This window comes from Paenibacillus pectinilyticus (assembly GCF_001700435.1).
In the GTDB taxonomy this organism is placed as follows: Bacteria; Bacillota; Bacilli; order Paenibacillales; family NBRC-103111; genus Paenibacillus_E; species Paenibacillus_E pectinilyticus.
The window spans coordinates 482,231-508,046 of sequence record NZ_LYPC01000027.1 but is presented as its reverse complement, the minus strand read 5'-3'; the positions used below and the strand labels follow the sequence as shown (position 1 = coordinate 508,046).

Annotated in this window: 18 protein-coding genes; 3 read left to right on the top strand and 15 right to left on the bottom strand. The window is 44.2% G+C overall.

Translation table 11 applies throughout. From position 1 onward, the window contains the following. The first annotated feature begins 147 nt into the window (after window positions 1–147). On the top strand, window positions 148–1,056 hold the full coding sequence (locus A8709_RS24000; protein ID WP_065855901.1) for an AraC family transcriptional regulator: 909 nt from the start codon (window positions 148–150) through the stop codon (window positions 1,054–1,056). Between the two features lie 603 nt (window positions 1,057–1,659). Here A8709_RS24000 and A8709_RS34200 read toward each other — a convergent pair. The 10 genes from A8709_RS34200 to A8709_RS23950 all read right to left on the bottom strand — a co-directional run bounded on the left by A8709_RS34200 (window position 1,660) and on the right by A8709_RS23950 (window position 12,721). Beyond that, a complete protein-coding gene (locus A8709_RS34200; RefSeq protein ID WP_141692634.1) occupies window positions 1,660–1,926 on the bottom strand; it encodes a hypothetical protein in 267 nt (88 codons plus the stop codon). Between the two features lie 64 nt (window positions 1,927–1,990). After that, window positions 1,991–3,700: a hypothetical protein gene (locus tag A8709_RS23990; RefSeq protein WP_065855897.1), complete on the bottom strand. Its 1,710-nt coding sequence runs from the start codon at window positions 3,698–3,700 to the stop codon at window positions 1,991–1,993. Window positions 3,701–3,746: 46 nt separating this feature from the next. Continuing rightward, on the bottom strand, window positions 3,747–5,057 hold the full coding sequence (locus A8709_RS23985; protein WP_065855895.1) for an efflux RND transporter periplasmic adaptor subunit: 1,311 nt from the start codon (window positions 5,055–5,057) through the stop codon (window positions 3,747–3,749). A gap of 12 nt (window positions 5,058–5,069) precedes the next feature. Further along, entirely contained in the window at window positions 5,070–8,183 is a 3,114-nt protein-coding gene (locus tag A8709_RS23980) for an efflux RND transporter permease subunit (RefSeq protein WP_065855893.1), read from the bottom strand. A gap of 106 nt (window positions 8,184–8,289) precedes the next feature. Beyond that, window positions 8,290–9,684 (bottom strand): HAMP domain-containing sensor histidine kinase, encoded by a 1,395-nt coding sequence (locus A8709_RS23975; protein WP_065855891.1) that lies wholly within the window; start codon window positions 9,682–9,684, stop codon window positions 8,290–8,292. Beyond that, window positions 9,681–10,358, bottom strand: a complete 678-nt coding sequence (locus A8709_RS23970) for a response regulator transcription factor (protein ID WP_065855889.1) — start codon at window positions 10,356–10,358, stop codon at window positions 9,681–9,683. The genes A8709_RS23975 and A8709_RS23970 overlap by 4 nt, the downstream gene beginning before the upstream one ends. Window positions 10,359–10,395: 37 nt before the next feature. Beyond that, on the bottom strand, window positions 10,396–11,091 hold the full coding sequence (gene queC, locus A8709_RS23965; protein ID WP_065855886.1) for a 7-cyano-7-deazaguanine synthase QueC: 696 nt from the start codon (window positions 11,089–11,091) through the stop codon (window positions 10,396–10,398). Window positions 11,092–11,211: 120 nt separating this feature from the next. Continuing rightward, window positions 11,212–11,892 (bottom strand): 7-carboxy-7-deazaguanine synthase QueE, encoded by a 681-nt coding sequence (locus A8709_RS23960; protein WP_065855885.1) that lies wholly within the window; start codon window positions 11,890–11,892, stop codon window positions 11,212–11,214. After that, complete coding sequence (gene queD / locus A8709_RS23955) at window positions 11,892–12,365, bottom strand: 6-carboxytetrahydropterin synthase QueD (RefSeq protein WP_065855883.1); 474 nt, start codon at window positions 12,363–12,365, stop codon at window positions 11,892–11,894. The genes A8709_RS23960 and queD overlap by 1 nt, the downstream gene beginning before the upstream one ends. Window positions 12,366–12,439: 74 nt before the next feature. Further along, window positions 12,440–12,721, bottom strand: a complete 282-nt coding sequence (locus A8709_RS23950) for a hypothetical protein (RefSeq protein WP_065855881.1) — start codon at window positions 12,719–12,721, stop codon at window positions 12,440–12,442. A gap of 213 nt (window positions 12,722–12,934) precedes the next feature. Between A8709_RS23950 and A8709_RS23945 the strand changes: the two genes are divergently transcribed. Beyond that, window positions 12,935–13,564 carry a nitroreductase family protein gene (locus A8709_RS23945; RefSeq protein WP_065855880.1) on the top strand — a complete coding sequence of 210 codons (630 nt, stop codon included), beginning with the start codon at window positions 12,935–12,937 and terminating at the stop codon, window positions 13,562–13,564. 70 nt (window positions 13,565–13,634) lie between these two features. Here A8709_RS23945 and A8709_RS23940 read toward each other — a convergent pair whose 3' ends face one another. Beyond that, on the bottom strand, window positions 13,635–14,726 hold the full coding sequence (locus A8709_RS23940; RefSeq protein WP_065855878.1) for a hypothetical protein: 1,092 nt from the start codon (window positions 14,724–14,726) through the stop codon (window positions 13,635–13,637). Window positions 14,727–14,875: 149 nt separating this feature from the next. Here A8709_RS23940 and A8709_RS34195 point away from each other — a divergent pair, with 149 nt between their 5' ends. Next, window positions 14,876–14,968, top strand: a complete 93-nt coding sequence (locus A8709_RS34195; protein WP_208607738.1) for a YjcZ family sporulation protein — start codon at window positions 14,876–14,878, stop codon at window positions 14,966–14,968. 65 nt (window positions 14,969–15,033) lie between these two features. On the opposite strand, the gene A8709_RS23935 is transcribed toward A8709_RS34195, so the two are convergent. The 4 genes from A8709_RS23935 to A8709_RS23920 all read right to left on the bottom strand — a co-directional run bounded on the left by A8709_RS23935 (window position 15,034) and on the right by A8709_RS23920 (window position 25,792). Then, window positions 15,034–16,470 carry a glycosyltransferase gene (locus A8709_RS23935; protein ID WP_065855876.1) on the bottom strand — a complete coding sequence of 479 codons (1,437 nt, stop codon included), beginning with the start codon at window positions 16,468–16,470 and terminating at the stop codon, window positions 15,034–15,036. Beyond that, window positions 16,467–18,254 carry a hypothetical protein gene (locus A8709_RS23930; RefSeq protein ID WP_065855874.1) on the bottom strand — a complete coding sequence of 596 codons (1,788 nt, stop codon included), beginning with the start codon at window positions 18,252–18,254 and terminating at the stop codon, window positions 16,467–16,469. The genes A8709_RS23935 and A8709_RS23930 overlap by 4 nt, the downstream gene beginning before the upstream one ends. A gap of 128 nt (window positions 18,255–18,382) precedes the next feature. Then, window positions 18,383–19,183, bottom strand: a complete 801-nt coding sequence (locus A8709_RS23925) for a Cof-type HAD-IIB family hydrolase (protein WP_065855872.1) — start codon at window positions 19,181–19,183, stop codon at window positions 18,383–18,385. Between the two features lie 114 nt (window positions 19,184–19,297). Then, entirely contained in the window at window positions 19,298–25,792 is a 6,495-nt protein-coding gene (locus A8709_RS23920; RefSeq protein WP_065855870.1) for a PKD domain-containing protein, read from the bottom strand. Window positions 25,793–25,816: the final 24 nt, after the last annotated feature.

The following is a 25,816-nucleotide window of genomic DNA, read 5'->3' as shown; positions in this document are numbered from 1 at the left end:
ATCTCCTCCGTCTCTTTCCTTTATTATAGAAGAAGGGCATGGGATATGATTTATCTAATCAGCCGAATTATTTGCACTTTTCCCAAAATGGATATGGTAAAATAGACGGTAATAGAGCCAACATTCACCTTAGAGAGGACGGACAGCATGGAATTCCCTCGGATTTACTTACAGGAATCACTTACAATCGAGCACCTGATGTCCTTTCATTATTTTGAATATGCCAAGGGGTATGTATTTGATGGTGAACAACATGACTTCTGGGAAATTCTCTATGTGGACAAAGGGGAAGTCGAGGTACGTGCAGACGATATCGTGCACACGCTCCAACAAGGGAGCATGATTTTTCATAAACCAGAGGAGTTTCACACCGTTCACGTCAGACACGAGCATAAGCCGCCTAATCTCATTGTAATCGCTTTCGAATGTCATTCTGAGGCGATGTCGCACTTGGAGAATAAGGTCGTATCCTTAGGTGATAGAGAACGCAATATCCTATCGATCATTATGCAAGAGGGATTTCATGCGTTTCTCCCACCATTCGATTTGCCATCTGTTCATCTGCTAGATCGAAATCAGGAAGCCCCTTTTGCTAGTGAACAGCTCATCCGAGCTTATCTGGAAATTCTTTTCATCACGATCATTCGCAAACAAGCGGGGACTGCAACTCCGGAGCCGAATAAACTCAAGCAATCCTCCCTGCAAAAAGAGAAAGCGGAGCATCTGCTGGTCCAGCAAATTAATAACTATTTAAGGGATCATCTGGCTGATTCCTTTACCTTAGATCACCTCTGCCAAACTTTCCATCTCGGCAAAAGCCGTATGAAAGAGCTGTTCCAATCCCAGAAGGGAATGGGCGTGATGGAAGCTTTCAAATCCCTCAAAATCGAACAAGCCAAAACGTATATGCGCGAGGGTTCCCATAATATTACTGAAGTTGCAAGCCTGCTTGGCTATACGAGCATTCATTATTTTTCGAGAGACTTTAAGAAGACCGTTGGCATGTCCCCCTCCGACTATGCGAAATCGGTTAAAGCGCGGGTGCAGAGTTCTTAGTCGCGAAACAATTTAGGTAGGGGCGGGGGGTTCGGTTAAATCCAAGTGGAAGGGTTGGGAGCGCTAGAAATTAGTCGGGTTTTCTGGTTAAAAGGTTACCGGGAGGTCCGTTTAGTCAAGAGTTAATCGGGTTTTCTGGCTAAAATCCAGACGAAGGGCTTGTTTCGTCAAGAGTTAGTCGGGTTTTCCGACAATAAACCAAACGAAGGGCCTGATTCGTCGTGACTTAGTCGGGTTTTCCGACTATTAACCAGACGAAGGGCCTGTTTCGTCATGACTTAGTCGGGTTTTCCGACTAACAGCCTGTCGAAGGGCCTGTTTCGCCATGACTTAGTCGGGTTTACCGGCTAAAAACCAGACGAAGGGCCTGTTTCGCCATGAGTTAGTCTGGTTTTCCGACTATAAACCAGACGAAGGGCCTGTTTCGTCAAGACTTAGCCGGTTCTTCCGGCTAAGTCTTGTTGTCGTGCCCATTCTCCTGCGTATGTCCATTTCTTCGACTTACGTCCTCCTCTAGCTTCCGATTCACCTCTGTATATCGATTTCTTCGACTTGCGCCCCCCTGCAGAGTCCAATTCTCCTGTGTATGTCGATTTCTTCGACTTACGCCCTCCCTAGCTTCCGATTCTCCTGCATATGTCGATTTCTTCGACTTACGCCCTCCTCTAGCTTCCAATTTTCCTGTGTATGTCGACTTCTTCGACTTACGCCCTCCTGCAGCGTCCGATTCTCCTGCGTATGTCGATTTTTTCGAATTACTCCCTCCTGCAGCTTTCGATTCTCCTGTGTATGTCGATTTCTTCGACTTACGCCCACCTGCAGCACGACCCACAGCGCCTTATTCGCCTTGGCACTCCGTTTTCGCCCCACATGAAAAGGCTATCCCTCAGGTCAAACACCTGTGAAATAGCCTCATTCATACATATTTACGTTTTTATTTAATCACTTTCACTAGACGCTTAGCAGTACCCGTAGGCGTATCTACCGTCTCATACACATTTACGGTATACGGAGAGGTGAATTGATCCGCGCTGACACTGGATGCGTCCAACGACGTTTTACCGCTGGTTAATTTATTGACCCCAGTGAGAGCAGCATCTTTGGAACCGACGACTCGTCCTAAACCATCCACAACTTCGAAGCGTAGTTTGGAGAAGTTATTGTCCACAACGACATTTTCCTTCTGTGTAATCGTCAAATCGAGCTTAAGTCTATACGTGTAGGCCCCCGCAGCATATTGCATATTCGTTGTGATATCATTAAACGTCACATCAAATGGATACAAAGAGATCGTAGACGATGAGCCTTCCGTTTGCACATCCGTTTTCAGCGCAGCAATTGTTGTTGTATATGGTGCTGCCGCTTGTGCATCTAAGAGGTTCAATGCGAAACTATCGCTATCCTCGGATTGTGGAACGATATAGGAATAGCTAACCACATAGCTCAATCCAGGGTTCATCATCGAAGTCACGTTCGTTTGACGCGCGCCTTGATAAGATACGCCTTGTTTATCTACGAGTTCGGAGAGAAATGCCGGTGTTGCAATAGGCGTTGTTCCTGTGTTCGTAACTTTGAACTTGGCAACCGCCGTTTTGTAACCATCTCCTGCATTATCATGTACATGTAGTTCCATGAGGGACACTTGAGCTGATTTATCAATCACCTTGGTCAAAGGATCGAAAGCGATCGGCTGACCAATCGTGTAGGTTGTCGCCGCTACATTGCCCTGCTCTTTGGGCCATTGAATAGCCAATTTCGCTGTTGCTAAGTCGGTAGCTGCGCCACCTTCTTTGGGCACAAAAGTATCTGTCGAGAGAACAAGCAGATTAGTTAACGACACGCTGCTGTCAACAGGAATCGCGTAGTGGATGTAAGCTTTCTCCCCTGCTCCCAGAATCACTGGAGCCACTTCCGTACGTTTGCCTTCGAAGTTCTTCTGTTCCGACTGAACGTCCACACGGAACGCCGGTACTGTTTCTCGACCCGCTCCTGGGTTCGTCGCCAGCAACGTGACCACCGCAACGCGGCCAGTCGCCGTGTTCTGGATCGAAGATTCTACCGTCGTATAGGTTAGGCCTGAATTCACACCTGGAATTGTGAATGCTTGACCCCATTGCGAGCTAGCGATGCTTTGCATAGCGGCACTGCCTGTGCCGCCATACCAGACATTATTGGCTGGCATCGTCAGCAGTGTCGTTTCCACTTTAGGGTAGCTGTACACATCCACATTGACAAAAGAAAGCCCTGCAATGGTTCCGATTTCCTTCGAATCGATCGAAGCCAAATATACGAGCTCTGTAATTTCCTTCGGCTGCAGCGAAGCTTTATTGCTTGCGCTCGGTTTCAACGTATACGTGAGGCCATCCGTGTTTTGTACACGCAGCTCATGCTCAGGCACACGGTTCGGCGTAGCCCCGCCGTTGTACAAACGGACCGTTACAGCCACCTGTGTCCCGGACGCCGTTGGCGTCACAGCAACACTTTTGACAGCTGCGCGAATGTCTGAGGTCAAACCATAATTAACAGATGGTGCCGCTACCGTCGGTGTAGAAGGCTCCGCAGCCCATGCCGCGGTCCCTCCTTGTACGATCATTGCGCCTAACATGATGGCTGTCAGGCTTGATTTCCATGGTCTTCTTTTCATATATCATGATCTCCCTCATAATGAATTTCACTGTTGATTAATCCCTTTATTTCGCTGCTGGTGTTGGTGTCGCTGTTGCTGCAGCCTGCGTTGAAGCCGCTGGAGCAGTGACCTTCTGGCCATCCTTCAATGTGCTTTGTCCAGAAACGACCAGTTGTTCGCCCTCTTTAATGCCTTCCAACACTTCTTGGAACTCACCGCTGATGCGTCCAAGTTTCACTTTCCGTTTCACGTATTGATCGCCTTGTTGAACGAATACAAACGTATTGGATTCCTCACGAATCACACTTAAAGTTGGCACAACAGTCACTTTTTCCTCGGACTCCGTCGTCAATTGAACCATATAACGATTTCCAGGCGAAAGCTGATGATCCGGATTTGGAACCTCAAGTTCCAACGTGTACGTTTTCGTTGCTGCACTCATGATTGGTGCTAAATAACTAATCTTAGCCTTCCCTTTCTTGTCTGGGGAGTCCGGGTTATAATACACGAGCTCTTGTTTACCTTTTACCAGCTGATAATTGGTTTCCGTAAGCTCTGTTTTAATTTTGATAGGATCGATCTGCTGAATTTGTCCAACTTTCCCTGCAGCTGCAGAAACCGTTTGACCAACAACGACATTAAAATCTGTCAAAACGCCATTCCCAGCCGCTTTCACTTGATAATTATCCAACGAGCGTGTTGCATCATCTAAGGTTAGCGTCGCGGATTCTGCTTGCGTCACAGCAGCTGAAATCGAATCCGTGTTGTCGAATGCTGCTAATTTATTTTGCGCGGAATCCAAGCTCATCTGAGCATTGTCCATGGCCTGCTTTAATTGATCAACCTGATGCTGTGTGACTGTGCCCGCTTCAAAATCATTCCGAATTTTGTTGTAATCCTGCTGAGCATTCTTCAATGCCGTTTGGGCACGTGTCACGCTATCAGCCAAATCCTTCCGATTGTTCACTTTATTATCTCTGGCTTGCTGCAAAGCATCTTGTGCACTCTTCACTTGAAGTTGACTTTTGCGTTGCGCGGACAAGGCATCCTTATTATCAATAACGAAAAGTACATCGCCTTTCGTGACATACTCGCCGCGATTCTTCAAGACCTCGGTAACTTCACCGTTGGCTTTGGAGATCACATCAAGTGTTGTTCCCGCTGCAACATCTGCCACTTGCTCGATCGGATTACTTATCGTTTGCAGCTTAATTGCTTCCGTTTTAATCGCTTTCGGTGTTAATTGTACCGTTGCCGCCCCTTTAGCTCCTGGAGCTGAACAAGCTGTAGCCAGAACAGTCGCTACCGTTATCATCGTAATGACACCCATTAGGCGGTGCGTGCTCTTCTTTCTGCGTGAACCCTGGTTAATCATTCGTGTGCCTCCTTATATATCTAACGAACTTGTAGTCATTTTTTCGTTGCCCTTTTTGCGGTTAAATAGGCGACTAACCCTGTTTTTCATGCTTTCAATTAACTCATAAACAATCGGAACCACTACAAGCGTTAAGACCGTTGACGTGATTAACCCACCGATAACAACGACGCCAAGACCTTTCCCGATTAAGCCGCCTTCTCCCGAAATCCCTAGAGCTAAGGGAACCAGTGCCATAATCGTCGCACCCGCTGTCATGATAATCGGACGAAGTCTCACTTTTCCTGCCTCAATGAGGGCATGACGTACCGTGTATCCTTCATCGCGCATTTGCTGCGCACGGTCGATTAAGACAATCGCATTCGTAACAACGATACCGATAAGCATGAGGAACCCAATCATTGATGTTACCGTTAATGGTTCCCTCGAGATTGCGAGACCTAGGAGTCCACCGATGACGGCAAGTGGCAATGAGAACAGAATTGCAAATGGTGCGCTCGCATTACCAAACGCCAATACCATGATTAAGTACACTACGAAAACCGCCGCCGCCATAGCAACGAATAGCTGTTTAAAGCTGTCATTCACGTCCGAGGAAACACCTGTAACTTGCGGTGTAACACCTTCGGGAAGCTCGATGTCTTTCAAAGCTGATGACAGCTTTTTGCTCACACCGGTTTTATTATCCGAATTGATTTTGGCTGTGACTTTGACAAGCTGTGCCTGATTCTCACGCGCAAGTGAGGCTGCGCCTTGTACCTCGCTGATCTTCGCAACTTCCTTCAACAGAACAGCTGATCCGTTGGAGGCAGTCAATGGAATATTGCCTAGCTTTTCAAGTGAATCTTTATCAGTTTTATCTAGAGATACGGTTGTTGTGTAAACAACATTGTCGAATTTCATATCCCCGAGACTTTGCTTTTGAATCCATGCTCGAGCTGTATCTCGAACTGTTGATGCACTTAAGCCGTATGCTCGTGCTTTATTCTGATCAACAGCAATTTCAATTTCGGTCTTCGCATCACTTAAATTATCAGCAATTTCAGCAAGTTCTGGGAAGGTTTTGAGTTTATCTTTCACAATACCTGCTGCCTTAGCTAATTGAAGTTGATCGTCACCTTTCAATGTGTAAGCAAAGTCAGTGCTTGAGACGCCGAAGCCGCCTCCCATTTCCTTCGGTTCAACTTCAGAACCACTTGGTAAATCGGATAAAATATACGCTTTCGTCTGTTCTTGGACTTGCTTCACATCCACGTTATCATTCACTTGCACGAAAATCTGTGAAGCGTAAGGCGTCTGTGCATCATCCTTGCCTGCATACCCGACAAGAGCTTCTACGAATTTAAAGACAGGCTCGCCTTTGGAATCCTTTAAATCTAACAATACATTCTCAATTTCCTTCGTTTTGGCATCTGTCGCCTCAAAAGAAGTGGCATATGGCAATTTCAATTGGAAATACATCGTTGTCGCTGCTTTCGAACTTGGCAAGAAAGCAACAGAAAGGTAAGGAATCGTACAAACCATAGTCACGATGAGCATAATCAGAGAAAGGAGCAGCGTTTTAATCCGATTTTTCAAGCTCCATGTCAACACTTTTTCATAGAACATCGTAAGTTTCGTAGGTTTCGTCTCATCATGCTGCACTTTGCCTGGCTTACTGCGTAAAACAAGCAATTTGGATAGCATTGGAATAACCGTTAACGCAACGATTAATGAAGATAGAAGTGCACAAGCAATCGTTAAAGCGAATGGTCGGAAGAATCCACCAACGATACCTGTTACCAAGGCTAAAGGAGCAAATACACCTACGGTTGCCAACGTGGATGACGTGATCGCCATCGATACCTGTTTCGTTGCGAGCGCAATAACGGATTCTTTGCGTTCTTGTGCTTTTTCTAATGAAGCGTAAATGTTCTCAATAACAACAATCGAATCATCGACGACGCGCCCGACGGCTATAAATATACCGCCCAATGTCATCGTATTAAGTGTAAGTCCTAGTTGGGACATTAGTAATAATGTGATTAGAATGGAGAGTGGGATAGATACGAGAACGATTAATGTCATTCGTACGTTACGTAAGAAGATCAAGATCATTAAGGATGCTAGAATCGCCCCTACGATCCCCTCACGGACAAGCCCTGAGATCGATTTCTTAATTTCATCTGAACTATCGAACGTGTTCTTGAAGGTGACGTTTGGTAGTTCCGCTTTCCATGTCTTGATTTGATTCTGAATGTCATCGGAGAAATCCACCGCATTTGCACTGCCAGCTTTATATAAAATCATCCCAATCGCTGGTTTGCCATCTAGACGTCCATTGAAATCAGATTCCGATATCGCTTTAATGTTAGAAATCTGACTTAGTTTAACAATGGCTCCCTTAGGCGTTGTAATCTCTAAATTTTGCAGTTCATACAAGCTGCTTAAGTCGCCTGTTACACGTGTCATCTTGTTATTACCTTCAATTTCAACAGCACCGATTGGCGTTTTGGTTGCAGCCGCATTAATGGCTTGGCTCACTTGACCTGGTGACAATCCATAGACGTTAAGCGCAGATGCATCCAGCTCAATATCGAGTGATGTATCCCGAGCGCCGATCACATCCATGTGGTCAATCCCTTTGATGCTTTCAAGACCTGGCTTAATGGTATCTTTGAACGATTTATCAAGCTCTGTTTGGCTTACACCTTCATTTGCATACGCAACTAAATAATTGGACGGCATGGATGCTGCACCAAATGTGGATGCCTTAGGTGCACTCGCTGTTGCTGGTAACGTAACACCCGACAGGATGTCCTGCACCGCTTGCTTCTTTTTGTCGACATCGACATTTTGCTTAAATAAAATAATAATCGTGGAGAAATTGTCCGCTGATGTAGACTGTATCGAATCCAGATCCTCTAAATTCGCCATTTTCTTCTCAATCGGTACGGTTACTTCGTCCATAACATCCTTAGGTGCGCCTGTATAGGTTGTTGTCACGACAACAACGGGGAAGGACACGTTCGGCATGTTCTCTTCTTTGAGCCCGCCTGCTGAATACAAGCCGCCAACGAAAAGCATGATCATGATAATGAATAACGCGGAAACGTTTTTCATCGAAAACTGTGTGAGTCGATTCATTCCTGTACTCCCCTCAACTATTGAATATGAGATAAAGATACAGGGTCAATATGAACCCAATATGAACAAAAATAAAAAACTTGGCGAATATCACCAAGTTTCATCATTAACTCTTTTTAGGTAAGGAAGGTGTGCTTGGCAAGGTGATGAGAAAAGCGGTTCCCTTCCCTTGCTCACTCTGTACCTCAATGGTGCCCTCATGCATTTCAATGATTTTCCGAACGATCGCAAGTCCCAAACCGCTTCCACTATCTCGCAGCCTGGCTTGATCTACTTTATAGAACCGATCAAAGATGCGACTTTGCTCTTCTTCAGGAATCCCTATTCCGTTATCCTGTATCCATATTTGAACCCGATCACGTAAGGAAACAAGTTTAATATGAATATCACCCTGTTTTGGTGTGAATTTGATCGCATTGCCAATGACATTCATCCACACTTGATTAAGCTGATCGGCATCCGCATTGATTTTCACGCGCGGCAGTGCCAAATCCATCTCCAATTCCTTAACGGACCATAATGGCTCAAAGAACACAACCACGCGTCGTAACTGTTCGTCCAAGTCATACGTAGACGGATGGAAAGGATGATGCTCCGATTCCAAGGATGCTAATTTCAATAAATTATCACTTAGGCGTGATAGCCGCTCGCTCTCCCGTTCAATGATTTCCAAATACTTCGTGCGATCAATCTCACTCAGCTCGGAATCCCTTAAAGCTTTGGAAAAACCCCGGATCGAGGTGAGGGGCGATTGAATCTCATGGGACACATTAGAAACGAAATCCTGCCGCATTTGCTCTAGCTGCTTCAGTTCTCCAGCCATGTGGTTGAAGCTCGCGGCTAATTTGCCTAATTCATCCTTGTTATTGACACTCACATTCACATTGAAATTACCGCGAGCAAGCTTCTCTGTCGCCAATGTCAGCTTTTTCAAAGGATTCACCAGATAACGCGAGGCAATTAGAATAAACATACTGCCTACAGCAAGAACAATGACGAGTACGCAGATGATGATGGTTTCAACTTGCCTTTTTCCGGTCTCTGTAAAATTCGTATGTATAAATAACGCATAATTCTTGCCATGCACCGTTAGCGGTATGCCGATTTTAATCGTATTAATCGCATTGATCGGAAGATGGATATTTTCACTCTTATAAATGTGGCCCTGTAAGACTTCTGCAACTTCAGCAGGTTCAATTCGCCGCTTTCCCATTTTGTTCGTCGGGATGTCTTCCTGCGTATCACCGTTCGCATCAAATAGTGTGAATTTGTAACTTTCATTCAGCCTGTTGCTGCCGACAATAAACGCATCCAGGTTTTTGGGTTGAAATTCCGTGCTTAGCGCGACGATTTGATTGCCAACGGCCAGCATCTCGGATTGAAATTGCGTCGAAATGAGGTTGGTAAAGAAGTACATTGACAGTGGAAACGCAACGCCTACACTGACAAGAACGATTGTTAGGAACGTAACAACGACACGCAAATATAGCGTTTTGATCATATTTTAACCTCAAACCTGTAGCCCAACCCACGTATCGTCGTTATCATAAAAATATGGGAATACGCCTCGAATCGTTCTCGCAATCGTTTGATATGGACGTCCACTGTGCGTTCGTCGCCTTCGTAATCCATTCCCCATATTTGTTCGATAAGTTGTGTACGGGTGAAGATTTGTCCTACATGACTCGCGAACTTATATAAGAGCTCAAACTCCTTCAACGGTAGCGTCAACTTCTGATCTTGGCCTCGCACTTCATAAGTCGTCCGATCAATAGCCAGTCCGCCAATCAGAATCACTTGAGAAGAATTGATTCGATACCGCTTGAGCAGTGCCTTAACCCTCATCACCAGTTCCACAGGATCAAAAGGCTTCACTAAATAATCATCGGTTCCTAGCTGGAAGCCTTTCACCTTATGGACCGACTCACTCTTGGCCGTCACCATCAGCAAGGGAAGGTCTGGATAGTGCTTGCGCAACTCGCGGCACAGCTCCCAGCCATCCATCAGAGGCATCATGACATCTAACACAACTAAGTCAGCAGGAGTGGCTTCCATCAAATGCAGGGCCTCTTGCCCATTACTTGCTTGTACAACCATGAGGCCTTCCCCTGCCAAATAAACACGAATCAACTCTCTGATATCCGCGTCATCATCTACAACTAAGATGCGGGTCATGCCAGCACCGCCTTTCTAATGGGCGATAAACGTTCTGTTATAGATAAGCGATCGGATCCTTGGAGCCCGCTTCTTCAAACCCTTTCAAACGCAACCGACAGCTGTCACATTCTCCGCAAGCTTCCGCTTTTCCATTATAGCAAGATGTTGTTAGCTCGTAAGGCACTCCAATTTTCAAGCCTTCCTCTACAATCTTCGCTTTCGACCATGAAATCAAAGGTGTTTCAATCGTGATGCCTTTGCCTTCTACACCAACCTTAGTAGCTAGCGCAATAACCTCTTCCACTTTATGAATAAACTCTGGACGGCAATCCGGATAGCCACTGTAATCCAAGGCATTCACTCCGATATAAATCGCTTGAGAGCCCGTTACTTCTGCATAGGATGTTGCAATGGATAAGAAGAGTAGATTACGCCCCGGCACATACGTCACTGGGATTTCTTCAGACTCAGGTCCATTCACCACATTCGGAACATCAATCGTATCGTCCGTGAGGGCACTTCCACCGAAATCGCGCAGGAAATCCAGCTTAATAATTTTGTGACGCGCGCTTACCCCATAATGCTCAGCAACTTGCTTGGCATTCTCGATCTCAATCTTATGTCTTTGTCCATAGTCAAAAGAAATCGGGAACAAGTCATAGCCAGCCTCTTGGGCTAGTCCCATGCACGTTGTGCTATCTAATCCGCCGCTTAGAATAATGACGGCTCTTTTTTTATTGTTTTCACTCATATTTAGCACCTCTTTATTAAAATAGTAAATCACAATGGTCGTTCATAAATTATCGACTTTCATGCATTTCTTGTGCAAAATGGCATTGTACACAAAGCGTACAATGCCTATGCCCGCTGGCTAGACGCCCCGCATCGCTGGATCCCAAATGATTTTGTGCAGCTGCATATTCAGCTTCACCTTCGATAGACCTGCTGCTAGCATCAGGTCTACTAGCTTGCGCGGCGGCATCGTTTCCCACACCGGGCTAAACATCGGCAGCGCCTTTGTCGGGTTCTGCGCGAGGACATCAACCGCGGTTTGGAAGTCGAGATCGCTTCCGATCACGAACTTCAACTCATCCTGTTCACGCAGCAACGGGAAATTGCTGTAGATCATCTGATCCATTTCTCCGGAATCCGGCAGCTTAAAGTCCATGATATAGCGCACCTTCGGTGATGAGACCTGCGCGATGAACGGTGCGAGGTCGATCGCGCCGTTCGTCTCGATGTGCAGGTCATCGATCTGCTCCAGCGCCGCGAGCGCCTCGATCAGCGCAAGCGATTTGTCGCCGTACAGAAGCGGCTCGCCGCCTGTTAGGCAAATATGTCGGGAGCGGAACGACTGAACTTTGCTGACAATTTCAGCAATGGTCATGACGTTCTCCGCTTCCGCTGGAGGGTAGCTGTACTTGGTGTCACACCAAGTGCAGCGCAGGTTGCAACCAAAAAGACGGACGAAGATGGTCGGGAATCCGGCACGGGTTCCTTCCCCTTCAACCGTCTCGAAGATCTCAACCATAGGAATGCGGATGTCTCGCATTACACGTCCTCCTCCATCATCGAGCGCGTGATGGCTGCGTAACTGGTCGGCGTTTCCCATAGGCGAATCTCTTCTAGCGCAATCGCAGGATAAAGCTTCTCCTCCAGCAACGCTTGGTGAATTTCTTCATAGATCCAAACCACCATATTCTCAGCCGTTGTATTCATTGGCGGCAAAACATCGTTCAAATATTTATGATCCAAACGATCAATGACACGCTCTTTCGTAATCCTCTTAATATCTCCAAAATCAATCGAGATTCCTCGGCTATCCACTTTTCCACGCATAATCACTTGCAGTTTATACGTATGACCGTGTAGACTTTTACATTTTCCCTCATAACAATGCAGATGATGTGCACTGTCAAACGTAAATTCTTTGGAAACCAAAACGGATTTATGGTGATATTTCAATTGGTTCTCTTGGATGTCACGCCCCAATTCTTGCACGTCTCTTGGGATTTCATAGCTCATTATTTATCACCTCATAGATTCAAAAAAAAACAGTACTCTACATTATATCATAAATAGACGGTTTGTCACTCTACTTACATTGGCATGGAAGAATTTCGTTCTTTCTTTTGCATCCAATCCAAATGACCCCGAATTTCTTGCATTCGTTCATTCTCATCACGAAGATCACCTTCAATTAAAGCAGTAAGCCGCTCGATCTGTCCAACAACAGATTCAGGAAGTTCGATTTCTTCGAGGGATTTCACAATATAAAGAAGGCACTGCAGCGTTTCGTCCATGAGACTCTTCTTCTTCCCTGTCAGTACGACTTCGCTCAAAAAAACAAGGTGATTCAACTCTTTTTGTGTTAATTTCAAGAGGAACAACCCCTTTCTTTTTCCATTATCCAACATTTTACGACATGGCGAAAGACTCTCTTGACAATCACAACTATAACATTTATGATTACAGTATATTGTTACAAAGTTGTTTACAGTTCATCGTTCGTTTACCAATGACTTACTCACATGTTTTTTTGCAGATGAACAACAATAAAGAGAACTTATTCTAATCCTCGGAGGGATACCGTAATGAGCACACAAGTACAAAATGAAGTTTTGAAAGTAATCGAAGATCGTCATTCCGTTAAGCAATACCAAGCTGGTCACCAATTACCAAAAGAAGATCTTGAGCAAATTTTGAGCGCAGCAGCCCAAGCTCCATCTTCTTGGAATCTTCAACATTGGAAACTAGTTGTCATCGACGACCAAGCACAAAAAGAAAAATTGCTTCCAATCGCTTACGGTCAAAAGCAAATCGTTGAGAGCTCCGTCGTTATCGCTGTTCTTGGTGATCTTGAAGCGAACAAAAATGCACAAGCGGTATTCGGCCCTGCAGTTGCTGGCGGTTTCTTGCCACAAGCGGTAATGGACCAACTAGTTGGCCAAATCGAAGGCGCGTACCAATACCCGCAAGTTGCTCGTGATGAAGCGATCCGTAACGCTTCCTTGGCAGCTATGAACTTGATGCTTGCTGCAAAATCCCTTGGCTACGATACATGCCCAATGGGTGGTTATGATGCTGCTAAATTCGTTGAAGCATTCAACGTTCCAGCGCGTTATGTACCTGTTATGTTGATCAGCCTTGGTTTGGCTGCTACGCCTGCTCGTTCAGCTGGCCGTCTTCCTTTGGATCAAGTTACAGTATCTAACTCTTTCTAATATACAAATAAGACCAAAAGGCATGTCTCTCATTCTAAATGAGGGATCATGCCTTTTTTGTGTGCTCAGCCTAGTGATAATGCTCCGTTTCGAACATAATTTCATCAATCAGCTTATTCCGATAAAGCATAGAGACATTAAACGTTTCGTATTCCTTCTCTTTATCCAACTCTTCCAGCAACAGCGTGGCAATCAATTCCCTGTCATCGGAATCCCCCAGTTCACGAAAGTCAATGAAGCCTGTAACCTGCCGTGAGCTAATGTCCACCGTCGCTGTACCGATTGGCAAACCGCCGTGTGTTTGTTGATAAATCTCATACGATAACGTATCTGGATCATCTCTCACTAGAACGATGTCGTAGTCATCTCGTCTCGGTATCCACATGTCGGATTCCGACTGGATGTCATCCATCAAATCCAACATATCAATATGCGTTAATTCCACCGTGTCAACCGTTTCGCCATTATAGATCATATGAAATACAAACGAATCTGTTTGTTCTTCATTGAAATCGGCCACAATTAACTCCGTAACGATATCCATTTCCTCATCAAACGGATCAAACTTCCACGAGATGTCGCCAATGACCTCTGATCCATAAATATGCAGTGAAGCCTCGGCAATCAATTCTGATTCCTTATCATACACATGATACTCTACACTGCTGCGCGTTTCGCTAACAATGACTAACTCATACCCATGTTGTTGCTTTAGCTCCTCCACCATATTTAACGGCTCAGTAGCTACGGGGAGATAGGTATCCTCATCCTGCAAAGAAATATCTTCTCTCAGCCACGAATAGTCCAACTCATCATCATGTAGAAGATCCACATTCGAGATAAAATCTTCTTCAAACGTAGTAGGCGCTATCGCATGATCTGTCGCAATGACAAAATCATAATCACTATAGCTCACCGTCACCTCACACTCAATGATCCCAAGTGCATCAATGGCATCTTGAATGTAAGATTGCGCATAATCGTAAACCGCCTGCTTGTTCACCGTCGTGATAGACTGTTTTTCCAGATGAATCGCGCCTTTGAGACGATCCGATTCTCTGTAGACTAGCGTTAACGTACCGACAAACTCCCCATTGTACATAATATCGCAGACTTCACCGCCTGCTGTTTTCAGGTCGGGTCTTAGCATAATATCGGCCATGACTTAGTCGCCTCCTCTACAGATCTTGTGTCATTCTTCTGTAGGATGCCCAACATTGTCCAAAATATGTATACCCCCGGGTAAACGTCTATACACTTCTGCCCCTACTTACATATCTTATCTTATAACATTCACCACGAAAGGAGGGAATGTCCATGTCAGGAGTTGTTGGTTCCTCATCGGCTGCGATTTTAGTTCTTTTCATCCTTCTTGTTATTATCACTAGCGCATTTTTCATCTAATATTTGATTTAAAAAGCAAAAGACGATCTCTTCGCCCTTGAGGCCTGGAGATCGTCTTTATTTATCTAGGATGGCTTGGCTTGGTTAAGCCGCTGTCGTTCCTCTTCAATGACTGTGAGCTTTGCCGTCAACATTTCCGTAGCACCAGGCTTATTCTGAAGCTGCGAGAAAATCTCTCTTGCCCTTGCCAGCTTCCCAGAACGCATCGCCAGTTCACCAAGTGACGTCGCTGCTTTCCACTCGCCAATGTGGTAATCCGCGCTAACACTACCGCGGTAATTAGGCAAGCTGGTCAGGGATTGCTTGATGCTGGTTTCCGCTAACTTCAGTAGCTCATCTGCTTGTCTCATTCGCACTTGTGCTAATAAGTAATGGGCATCTGGAAAATCAGGTGCTTGGGCCAAGGCTTTATGGCAAAAGACTTCCGCTTCCGAATAATCTTTACGTTGCATCATGATTTGAATGAGAAGCCTGTAAATCTCGGACATTCGGCCGAATAGAGAGGTTTGCAACCCTAGACTCTCTGCTTCAAGCAAGGCCTCTAGTGCTTGGTCTTCATAGCCAAGTCCAAGGGATTCACGCCCGTAAAACAGCCAATGGCCCGGATTCTCCGGTTCTTCTTCCAGCATGAGCTTCAATAAGCGAAGATTCCGTTCGAGCTTGCCTTTGCTTTGTAGAACCGTTGGTTCATAACCATGATGATCCAGTCTGATCTTGACCGCTCGACGATACGTATCGCGTTGGTAAATACCTTGATCTGTACCGATTTGCTCATGGATACGTCCGTAGTAACGCAGACCTCTTTGTGCTGGGAACATGCGCACTTGGGAGAAGTCGTGTTGGATGGTGCCGTTCATCCTATTTAATTGCCATATAATCAGGACCGGTATTATTTCTAATGGATTAAAAATACTTGCAATATCCCTTATTGCTTTGACATCCTCTGGAATTAGCACCTCGTCTGCATCAATCCAAATGACCCAATCTGTTTGTACATGTTGGAGGCCTACGTTTCGAGCAGCTCCGAAATTATCTTCCCACTCAATAGGAACAACCCTTACCTTCGGATATTGCAGTGCAATCCTACGAGTCTCATCCGTCGATGAATCCACAAGTAGGATTTCATCGACCGCACCTTGTAGAGCAACGATACAACTCGCTATGTTCTCCGCTTCATTATGCGATAAAATCGCCGCGGTCACCGTCACCTTAGGAACATACAGAAGATCCTCAATATCTGGCCGTTGATCCCCTTGTGGCATCTGCTCTATTCGCTTGTACATATGGTTGACCCACTTCGCCTGCGGATCTAGCAGCCACGCACGGTCGAAGACCCGCTTCGCTGCTCCTGCTTGTTGTTGCAGGAGCAACGTTTCACCGAGCATCACCCAGAGCTGTGCTTCCAAAGGAGCTACGCGGATGGCTTTCAGGAGTTCCTTTTCGGCTTCTTGAAGTTTGTTTGATTGGATGAGGCTAATGATGTGGTTATGGTTTATCTTCATTTTTTGAACGGAATGTAAAATACGCTTGTACCATTGTACGGATCAATCTTCACGATCTCACCAGTTCCTTCAGATGCATCATCTTGGTAGGTCGCAGTCATAGTTCCAGAAGCAAACCCAATATTAATTTTAGTCGGTGTGTTAAGTGTGACATACTCACTGATGTGAGAAGAAAAGTTATTCCAGTAATCATAATTATTTATTGGGTATAATTGACTAAATTGAATCGCTGGTTTCGCATCGAACCGCTTCGTCTGTGAGGTCGAGACTAGGTTAAAATTAAAATCATCAAGGTACAAATGAGCAGGATTTGAATCATGTGCATAAACCTTCATACTCGTTGTCCAATCCACTGCCCCATATCCAGCATCAAATTTCAGATAATGATTTTGATAGACAGCGGCTGTAACTCTGCTATACGCCATATTCTGTAAATCTGAATTATTAATAGTAATCGACGAGTCATTAAAACCTTTCGCACTTTGGTAATCCAAAATATAACTGCTTGTACCCACATCTTGAATGGATTGATACAAATTTAAAACGGTGGGGAAAGGATCTTTATCTGTACGTTCAATATCTACATTTAAAGTAGCAGATGGCACTTCAGAATTTGAATTATCATACGCAAGAATTTTAGTGATTTTAGTGATACCATATTGCAAATAACTAAGCGATTGCCATGTGAAAAAGTTATTTCCAATACTCAGATCGGTTTGTTCAGTAGTATCACCTGACGCATATTCAACTGACAATTTATAAACCTTTGAAACATTATCAGGATTATAAAATATTTCTGATAAATTAATACCTGCATCATTAGACAAGTATAAGACCGGATTATTTAGTTCTGGTGACAGAAAATGTTTAGCAAGCACGCTAGTCGAATTGAAAACTCGATCAATATGTATAGGTATATGTCCCTTCGTAAACCCGCCATGGTGATCCGTAACTACTACATCAAGATTCACGTCACCATCATGCAAAGGAGTTATTGTGTAATTAATAATTCGATTCCCCTCTTTTTGCACGGATACACTAAAATCTGCATTACTTTCAACAGAGACAAGTCCGATTAGATCTGATGGACTTTGCTCACTTCCCTCAGGAATATATCCATCATAATCATCAAAGTAGTTGTATATCTCATCTCGAATTTCATTAATATCTAATGGAACTCCTAATTTCCCAGAAATATATGACGAGGAAGGATAGATTTGATAAGGAGGTATATTGCCATTTTTGTAAGAAAAAGGATCCGAATTGTTGACAGAAATCGGGCTAATATTCTTAAGCAGATCTGTTACTTGCTCCTTTGAATAAATGGATTGGTTCAAAAGCTTATTAATGTTATATACATCAAACTTATAATTGTCTGGATCATCATTATTTTCTACAACAATGACTTTAAAATTATCGACCTCAACATCTCCTCCATTTTCACCTTCATTATGGCCAATAACCGTAAAAGTAGCACTACCAATACTATTGGCTGTTATTTCATATATCCCATTCCCTTGATACGTAAATAAACCAGTTGCATTGGTATCAGTTGAATTAACTTCCAAACCCCAAGTTTGATAAAGTAAATTAAGATCTATATATTTCTTACCGTGAAGTGGTAACACAATCGTTTGTATTGCATCAATTGCCTCAACATCTTTATTTATTAGTGCATAACTATGAGGCCCTGGCACCATCATCAAAGGTGCAGCGATCGCAGTTACACCAGCTATTGTCCCTATGAATTTCTCCTTTTTTCTTGAACCCTTCAATTTCCCCATTCATGCACCGCCATCGTCTAATATTCTTTCTCTCATTCTATCATAGGCAATTTATACTAAAAACCCCTCAAACGACAAAAAACCTCAAAAATCGAGGTATTTTATCGAAATTTTATATTTGTACTGGTTCAAAAGAAATACTTTCGTATAGCTTCATGAACACCATTATCATTATTAGATAAAGTCACAGCATCTGCGGCTTCTTTGACATCGTTTGGCGAGTTCTCCACAGCGATTCCTAGCCCAGCAAAAGCCATCATTTCCAAATCATTATAGTAATTCCCAATGGCAACAATCTCTTGTGGCTCAATTTCCAATGTCGCGGCCAACGCCTTCAAAGCATTTCCTTTATTGGCTTCAGGACTCATCACATCAATAAACAATTCACCACTGCGAATCATCCGTAGATCGCCATAAAGCTTCTGCTCTTCCCAATCTTGCTGAACGCGATCTAACACCTCTGATTGTGCAAAAAGCGTAAACTTCACGATACGCACGCCTAGCTCCGAAACTGAGGTCACCAGCTTTGGACTAATAAGAAACTTTTTATACATTTGCTTCTCATACTCACTAATTCGTTCAATATACATGTTGAAGGCTGTACACACATCGAAATGTATCCCTTCACGACGAGCATACGCCAACATCGGCTCAATATCTTTCATATCGAAAGCAAACTCATTCACTAACGACTGCCCACGCTCATCCGCATGAACAGTCACGGCACCATTGTGCGTAATCATCGTTCCTTCTAAGCCCAACTGCTCTAGAATCGGTAATGTACTTGCAGGCGCTCTCCCCGTACATAACACAATATGACAGCCTTGATCATGGACCTCTTGAATGGTTTCAATCGTAGGATCCGTCAACTCATGATCATCATTGAGCAAAGTTCCATCAACATCCAGCGCGATTAATCGATAGTTCAAGGTGGTTTCTCCCCGTTCGCATTTTTATCGACTATTGTACCATAGGTGGGTATGGAGGTCATCGCTTTTACAAAAAAGACAGTTATCCGTAGATAACCATCCCTCATAAAACAGTTATTGAACGCGATGTACGCCAACAGACTGCTGGACATTCCCAATGATTTCGATAGGAATATCTTCTTTTTTCACAACACCATTGCTGTATCGAATTTGAAAATGCACCGTCTGTAGGCCTCGGGGTAATCCTTCCGTGAAAGATTGAAACTTCTGATCAAATAACTCTCCAGTAAACCGGGTTGGATCCCCCAGAACAGGTATTAGCTTTTCAGAAACGTATAACGAATAACCGTCAATACTTACCGTATCCATCCAAGCGGTCACTTCCTCGACGGACGTTAAAGCACTCTGACTTTTTACAATGAAGATCTCACCAGAATAAAATTGTTTAGGAGCTGCCTCTGTTTGATGTCCCTTATCCTTATGGATTGTCAACCACTTATCGGTATATGTCACATCGGAATGTATCGTCAAGGGCAGGGCTGTAATCGTTTTGATAACCGTTGAAGATACTAGGACATCCGAAGCGGTGAGTGTCACTTTATAATCACCTGGCACATTAAACTTGTGCGTGAAATTGTTAGATGTAAAAGACTTCTTCCCCCCGCCTGGCTCTTCCACCAGCCATGTATACGAGAGCGCATCACCATCTGGATCCGTCGAAACATTGATGCTTTGCACCATATCACCTTCCCAGACGGGCTTAGGTTGCCAGTCAAAATCAGCAATCGGTGCTCGATTGATATATAACCAGGTTTGTGGCGAATAATTTGACCATGAGATGCCGTCGAAAACCCTTACCCTGACACGAAGCTTTTGACCGGCTGGCAGATTTTGATTTACGGTCCAGCTTCCTAAATTCGAAGAAGTTCCTTGCCAATACTGACCTGAATCCATAATCATCACCGTATTGGCTTCATTCGTAATTTGTATTTGAAAATACTGAAAAGTCGTCCCAGGATCAGGATCAGACTGGTTCCATCGTAACGTTGGCCTCACCGTATTAACTATATCCGGTGCATCTTTTGTCCCATTCGGAACCGTCATGTTGGCTGAAGGAGGACTATTCACCTGCATCCAGCCGATATTCGACCAAGCTGACCAGTTATAGATATCTTCCACACGCACCTGGACTTGGTATTTGACTCCAAGGGTTAAAGCCAGCGGTACATCCCATGACTGCGAGCCATTATATTTATTCTGACTAACCATCCCACTGGCAGTTACAGGCGCTCCATACTCGTCCAGAATCCGCACTTCATAGCCCGTTAAGTTAAATCCGTTCGGATCAACTTGATTCCAAGTAATGGTTGGATGTACGCCGACGATGGTGGGAGCTATCTGAGTACCATTTGGAAAAGTTAACGTCGCCACTGGCGGCAATGCTGGAGCAACAATCGTTGTTGCTGTAAAAGTGGTTGAAACCGGCTGGCTCAGTGCGCCATACTCATCCATGACCTGTAGATATACCGTATATGTTCCCGATATCGACGGCCGCGACGGTTTTCCCTGCGAGTAGTTTCCGTTAGGATCTACAAATGAGTATTGTCTCGACAGCACACCATGATTTGCACAATAATCTAGTCCAGTTACATCGGGGGCTGAACACGTGGGAGGCACTGGTTGATAGCGGTCTGGATCATAAGCATCATCTGTAAAAACAACCGTTCCATCACCTTGCACCGTGCTCGTAAAATTGGGAATAACCGGTCTGCGATGAACGACAATAGAAGCATGGAACGTATTGGAAGCTTTTCTGTATAATTCAAAAAGTACGCTGGGATAAAGAAATGCTGGGTTTGGATCATCTTTGGCAGATAAAGATATCTTATACACCCCTACCTTATCGAAAGTGGTCTGTGAGCCGCTGAACGTTTGTCCATCAAGTACAGAGATCCCTTGATTATTTAGAAATTTCGGAGTGTGCTTGTAATACCACTGATACGAACCGCTTGCAGGATCATTCTCAGAGTCGGTATACGAAATGTGATCATACTTAACAGCAGCAGTCGCAGAACCGCCTTCCCAAAGGGCATAACCCGCATACCAAGCCGTTTGAGGTGACGTAATTGCTTTCCGCGTTATGTTCGAGAATGTCGCGTACGATTTATCCGTAACCGGTCCAATTGTACCGCTTAGCCAAGTGCTATCTTGTACACTTAAATATGGAACACCATTTAACTTAAGGCTGATCTTGCTGCCTAGCATTTCTAAGCTAAATGTGTAATCCGTATTATCAAGGAACGGGTAATTCGCACTAGACAAAATTGTTGGTACGCCATTTACATACTTTGTTAAAAAAACTGATGTTCCATTCGTTTCGACCGCATAGCGATTTCTAGGATCTTGCATACGGAAAGAAAAGCCTGTTTTATTACTACTTGCTTTTGCTTTTACCAGGTTAAGCGTGAATTGTATTTCTGCATCAGAAACTGTGAAATTTGAAACAAACTGACCTAACCTCGTTGGATAGCCAACAAGAGCAGAGTTACTTGGTGTACCAATCGCTAGCCATGGCACAAAATTATGACTGTCGTATCCGGCATTTTGCGAACCCAGAAGCGCCATCAGCATGCCATCCCCTACATATTCAGTCCCAAAATTGGTAGTAGTCGTTGCGGCATAGGGACCATTTAGCGCTAAGGTTCCTCCAAAAGAAATGGAACCCAGTGTGGTTCCAGCCTCATTTTTAACCATTGCACCTGTTGTGCTATAACCATCAATGGTACGAACACCAGTCGAGTAGCTCCCATCCCAATTAATGGTTGGTTGAGAAGCATTGGTCCACGCAGCATAATCGGTTGTTGATGAACTTCCGGTGGCCTTGTCCAGTGATTCGTAAAACGAATCATATCCGTAACCATTCGCGTTGTAGCTCCGTACAAGCATTTGATTTCTGGCAGGGTTGTCAATCATCAGCTCAATCGCGTCTGCATGATCACCAAAAGCATAAGCAAAAGTACCCGCATATGTGAGGAGACTGCCTTTCAGTTTGGTTCTCCAGCCAAAGGAAAGATCCGCATTTATTTTGATAACAAATGTACCAACATTCGCACTGTAACTTGAGCCTCCATTTGTGTAAGAGCAACTGGCACTCGCATAGAAATAAAACTCACCATCTGCCCCTCTAAAGCTTTTTCGGATATTATCATTACAAACGGAATTTGAGCTGATTGAAGGATCATTCCAAGTAGGACGCAGGACTTGAACGGATTTTACCACTTGCCCTTGCGGGTTAATTTGACGTAAAGTTTCATCGCCATAATAACTCATCCCCACCATATCAACTAAGTCGTTACCAATACTTTGCGGAGGGAATACATTGGCTGGGGTCATTTCACCTTGATCGGACGTACTACGATTATTTGCCATAAAATCAAAAGGACTATTTCCATTCTGTAAAGAACTTGAAATGAATTGTCCATTCGTCACATTATACGTTCTAAGTTCGACAGCCGTATTACCTAGATAACCGTAGCCACTTTCCGTGTTGTAAGCATAACCCCACTGATCATTCCACAAAACTTTCATGTAGAGAATTTGCCCAACGACTTTATAGCCGAGAATGCCTACCTTGGAAAATGCGCGATCAACAGGCGGGTAAGCTCTTGTATAATTTTTGTCGATTGCAGCTTGAACATCATAAAAGGTCGTATTCTTATAAGTGGCCACAGGACCCGCGTTACCAGATAACAAATTGGCAGGTGTAAGTATATAGTCATATGGAGAACCATCAAGGTATTTATGTTCCCACGTTGCAAAATAACATCCATTACACACAGCCGTACCCGAATATCTGCCTAGCTTTTGTTTGTTAAGACTATAGAACGAATAACCGCCCATACTTGCAACACGGTAATCCCCATAGTAATCCGATAACATGTAGGGAGCACCTGCTCCAAAGTAAATATGATCTTCTGTCGTTTGAAATACAGGTGGACCTTTCCCCCAACTTACAGGCTGCCATACACTGCTATCACTTACACTTGGAACTAGAATAGGTTGTGTGTTAATTCCGCTTAAATTAGCAAAAGACCGGTATGGTGATTGTCCATTCGCACCTAAACCAAAATCTTGAGCTGGCGTAATAAACTGTCGATACTGAGTACTATTGCTTTGTTCATAGTTGAAGTTGTAGTAGTCAGGACTTCGCTCATTTCGCCCTAAACCAGCAATTAATTGATTGGAGCTTCCGGCTGACCAGCCCACCCCTTTACCAATTGCAATGCTTGTGTTCGTTTGAAAAAGAATCCAATTCTTCAGTATATCTCCTGCGTTATATTTGGTGGCTGGAACTACCGTAGGTTGCGTATTTTCGCCTGCAATTTCAAAACTTACCACAGGTCCATCCTTGTTTACGACATCTAGCATAATTTCAGAAGCGGCCTGAGAGCTGTTGTCTCCGCAACGTCCAAAGTCCTCACACACTTTTACATTGAACAAATATTTTCCAACCGCGCTAGGTGTAAAATCAATCCCAGCCACATTTCCGCCGCTTACTGTTTGCCATGCATCATTTTGAAAACCATCGTTATTTACATCGTATTTGTAGGTATAAAAGGCAGAAACAAGAGAATCACCATCTGTTGAGTAAGATTGGTTTTGGATGTGCGTAGACGTGTTTCGAAGGCTAAATGAGGGGACTCCCAGTTTACCAACTGGTGGTAGATCAGGGTGTATAGTGATTTGACAATCACTTCCTGAAAGCGAGGTTAAACCTGCTGAATCAGTGACACTTTGAAGTGTGACCGTTATGACAATATCCGAACTGCTGCCATTGACATAGCTTGTCTTTAAGTTCGTCCATACATCTTTAGTATGATCGATGGTACGTCCAAGTGGACTATAACTAGCTAAGCTATTGATGGCTCCTGATGTGACTGTTCTATTTTCTTTTATCTCACTAGGAGCTTTACAAACAGGCACTGGATTTGGGGGTACTACCTCAATCATGGCTTGTCTGGTTGTTGATAAGCCCCATTGATCGTGGAATGACGCGGAGACGTAATGAAAACCAACGGTGTCCATCAAAACATTGTGATACCCGTTCGTGTATTGACCAACCCCGCTTTTACTTGGAACGGTTTTAGTCCATGTATCTGCAGTGTTGAAGTTGAAATTATCCCAAAAGATGATGTCTCCGTCTGGATCGCTTGGAGTTGGAACCGTTGGGTCTTCAATATAAATTAAGTCGAGTGTCGTGCCTACGACGGCGGTAGATAGAGGGAGTTTACGGTTGGATGGGTTTACCCAGGCAACTTTGAAATCTGGAGGTCCATTTGCTGAAGGCCCATTAACGGTGAGTGTTTTGGTAGCAATAAATCCAGATGAGCCGCATGATGCTTCAATCATCAATGAAATATTATGAGAACCTACTGCAATGATTGAAGGGTATGAGCTATAGATAAAAACAGTGTCTTGCGTCTTGCTATAAACTTTGGGTGTATACACGTAGTTGCCGCCACGTTCAATTTTGTAATAATGGTCTGTGTAAGAGCAACTTGAGGGTATTGTAAATGGGAGGGGGTGAAGTTTGAAAGTATCCCTGTAGTTTATTGTTGATGGGGCTAGTTGAAAGTCGCCGGTGATGCTGATTGGCGGTGGTGTTGGGCTTGGTGTTGGAGATTGTGTTCCTCCAGAGTAGGTGACTACGATATGATCTGGGTACATGAATGTTTTAGAAGTAATTGTCACCTTAAAAGCCGCAAAATAAACCATTACCTTTGCTCCATTTGGAGGTGAATTAAGCTCCTTGTTGTAAATGCTGATATGATCAAATCTTTGTGTGTACTTGACTGTAAAACTATCTGCTGTATTAATATTAACGCTCACTGGCGTGGTGGTTCCGTCAGATTGTCCGTCGAGATCAAGCCCGGGTGGTCCGCTGATGGTGTCCCCATTATCAACTGTAGCAGTAGCTAGGGCGCCGACTTCGGCTACAACGCTTGAGGACAATACAATTGAAGGGGAGTCCACGGCAGTGTAGTTCTCCGCTCGGTTCGCAGACAATTCCAAGTTAATATCTCCGGAACAACCAGGATATTTCGGCATGTTATAGCCATTAATAGATTCTGTAAGTGAACCACCGCAATTAATGGTTCCAACATTAGGTAAATCTGCATACCAATTGACTCCTTGTGATCCGCCTGGTATGTACCTGTACCATGCATAATATCCTTTTGCAGAGTAGTTATCCCTAGACTCCACTGCCCTAACTGAACCCCAATAGCTTAATTGGCCAGTCCAACTACTTTGACCAACTGCTGCTGGTATACTATCAACTCGAATTCCATCACGGAATACACCTACATCTAGGATAGTCTTACCGCTGACAGCGGGAATGGTTACAATGTCAGTTGTTGCACTCGAATCCTTTTTATAGACTGATTGAAACCCTGGTATAGAGTTGGGATATGTTAGATCTATTAAAGCATCTGCATCTGCAGCTGCATTGGCAGATAACCAGCTAAAACCAATATATTGAATCGGAAAAATTTGAATTGTTAATAAGGCTATTACCAACAAGCCTATTCTTCTTCTAGCGTACCACATACAGTACCTCCTTAATGTTATCTA

Excerpts from the sequence above, each read along its gene's own strand:
- A8709_RS23960 (WP_065855885.1), bottom strand. The coding sequence starts at position 11,892 with ATGCGAGACATCCGCATTCCTATGGTTGAGATCTTCGAGACGGTTGAA.
- A8709_RS24000 (WP_065855901.1), top strand. The coding sequence starts at position 148 with ATGGAATTCCCTCGGATTTACTTACAGGAATCACTTACAATCGAGCAC.
- A8709_RS23940 (WP_065855878.1), bottom strand. The coding sequence starts at position 14,726 with ATGGCCGATATTATGCTAAGACCCGACCTGAAAACAGCAGGCGGTGAA.
- A8709_RS23990 (WP_065855897.1), bottom strand. The coding sequence starts at position 3,700 with ATGAAAAGAAGACCATGGAAATCAAGCCTGACAGCCATCATGTTAGGC.
- A8709_RS23930 (WP_065855874.1), bottom strand. The coding sequence starts at position 18,254 with ATGGGGAAATTGAAGGGTTCAAGAAAAAAGGAGAAATTCATAGGGACA.
- A8709_RS23945 (WP_065855880.1), top strand. The coding sequence starts at position 12,935 with ATGAGCACACAAGTACAAAATGAAGTTTTGAAAGTAATCGAAGATCGT.
- A8709_RS23970 (WP_065855889.1), bottom strand. The coding sequence starts at position 10,358 with ATGACCCGCATCTTAGTTGTAGATGATGACGCGGATATCAGAGAGTTG.
- A8709_RS23985 (WP_065855895.1), bottom strand. The coding sequence starts at position 5,057 with ATGATTAACCAGGGTTCACGCAGAAAGAAGAGCACGCACCGCCTAATG.
- A8709_RS23980 (WP_065855893.1), bottom strand. The coding sequence starts at position 8,183 with ATGAATCGACTCACACAGTTTTCGATGAAAAACGTTTCCGCGTTATTC.
- A8709_RS23935 (WP_065855876.1), bottom strand. The coding sequence starts at position 16,470 with ATGAAGATAAACCATAACCACATCATTAGCCTCATCCAATCAAACAAA.
- A8709_RS23920 (WP_065855870.1), bottom strand. The coding sequence starts at position 25,792 with ATGTGGTACGCTAGAAGAAGAATAGGCTTGTTGGTAATAGCCTTATTA.
- A8709_RS23975 (WP_065855891.1), bottom strand. The coding sequence starts at position 9,684 with ATGATCAAAACGCTATATTTGCGTGTCGTTGTTACGTTCCTAACAATC.
- A8709_RS34195 (WP_208607738.1), top strand. The coding sequence starts at position 14,876 with ATGTCCATGTCAGGAGTTGTTGGTTCCTCATCGGCTGCGATTTTAGTT.
- queD (WP_065855883.1), bottom strand. The coding sequence starts at position 12,365 with ATGAGCTATGAAATCCCAAGAGACGTGCAAGAATTGGGGCGTGACATC.
- queC (WP_065855886.1), bottom strand. The coding sequence starts at position 11,091 with ATGAGTGAAAACAATAAAAAAAGAGCCGTCATTATTCTAAGCGGCGGA.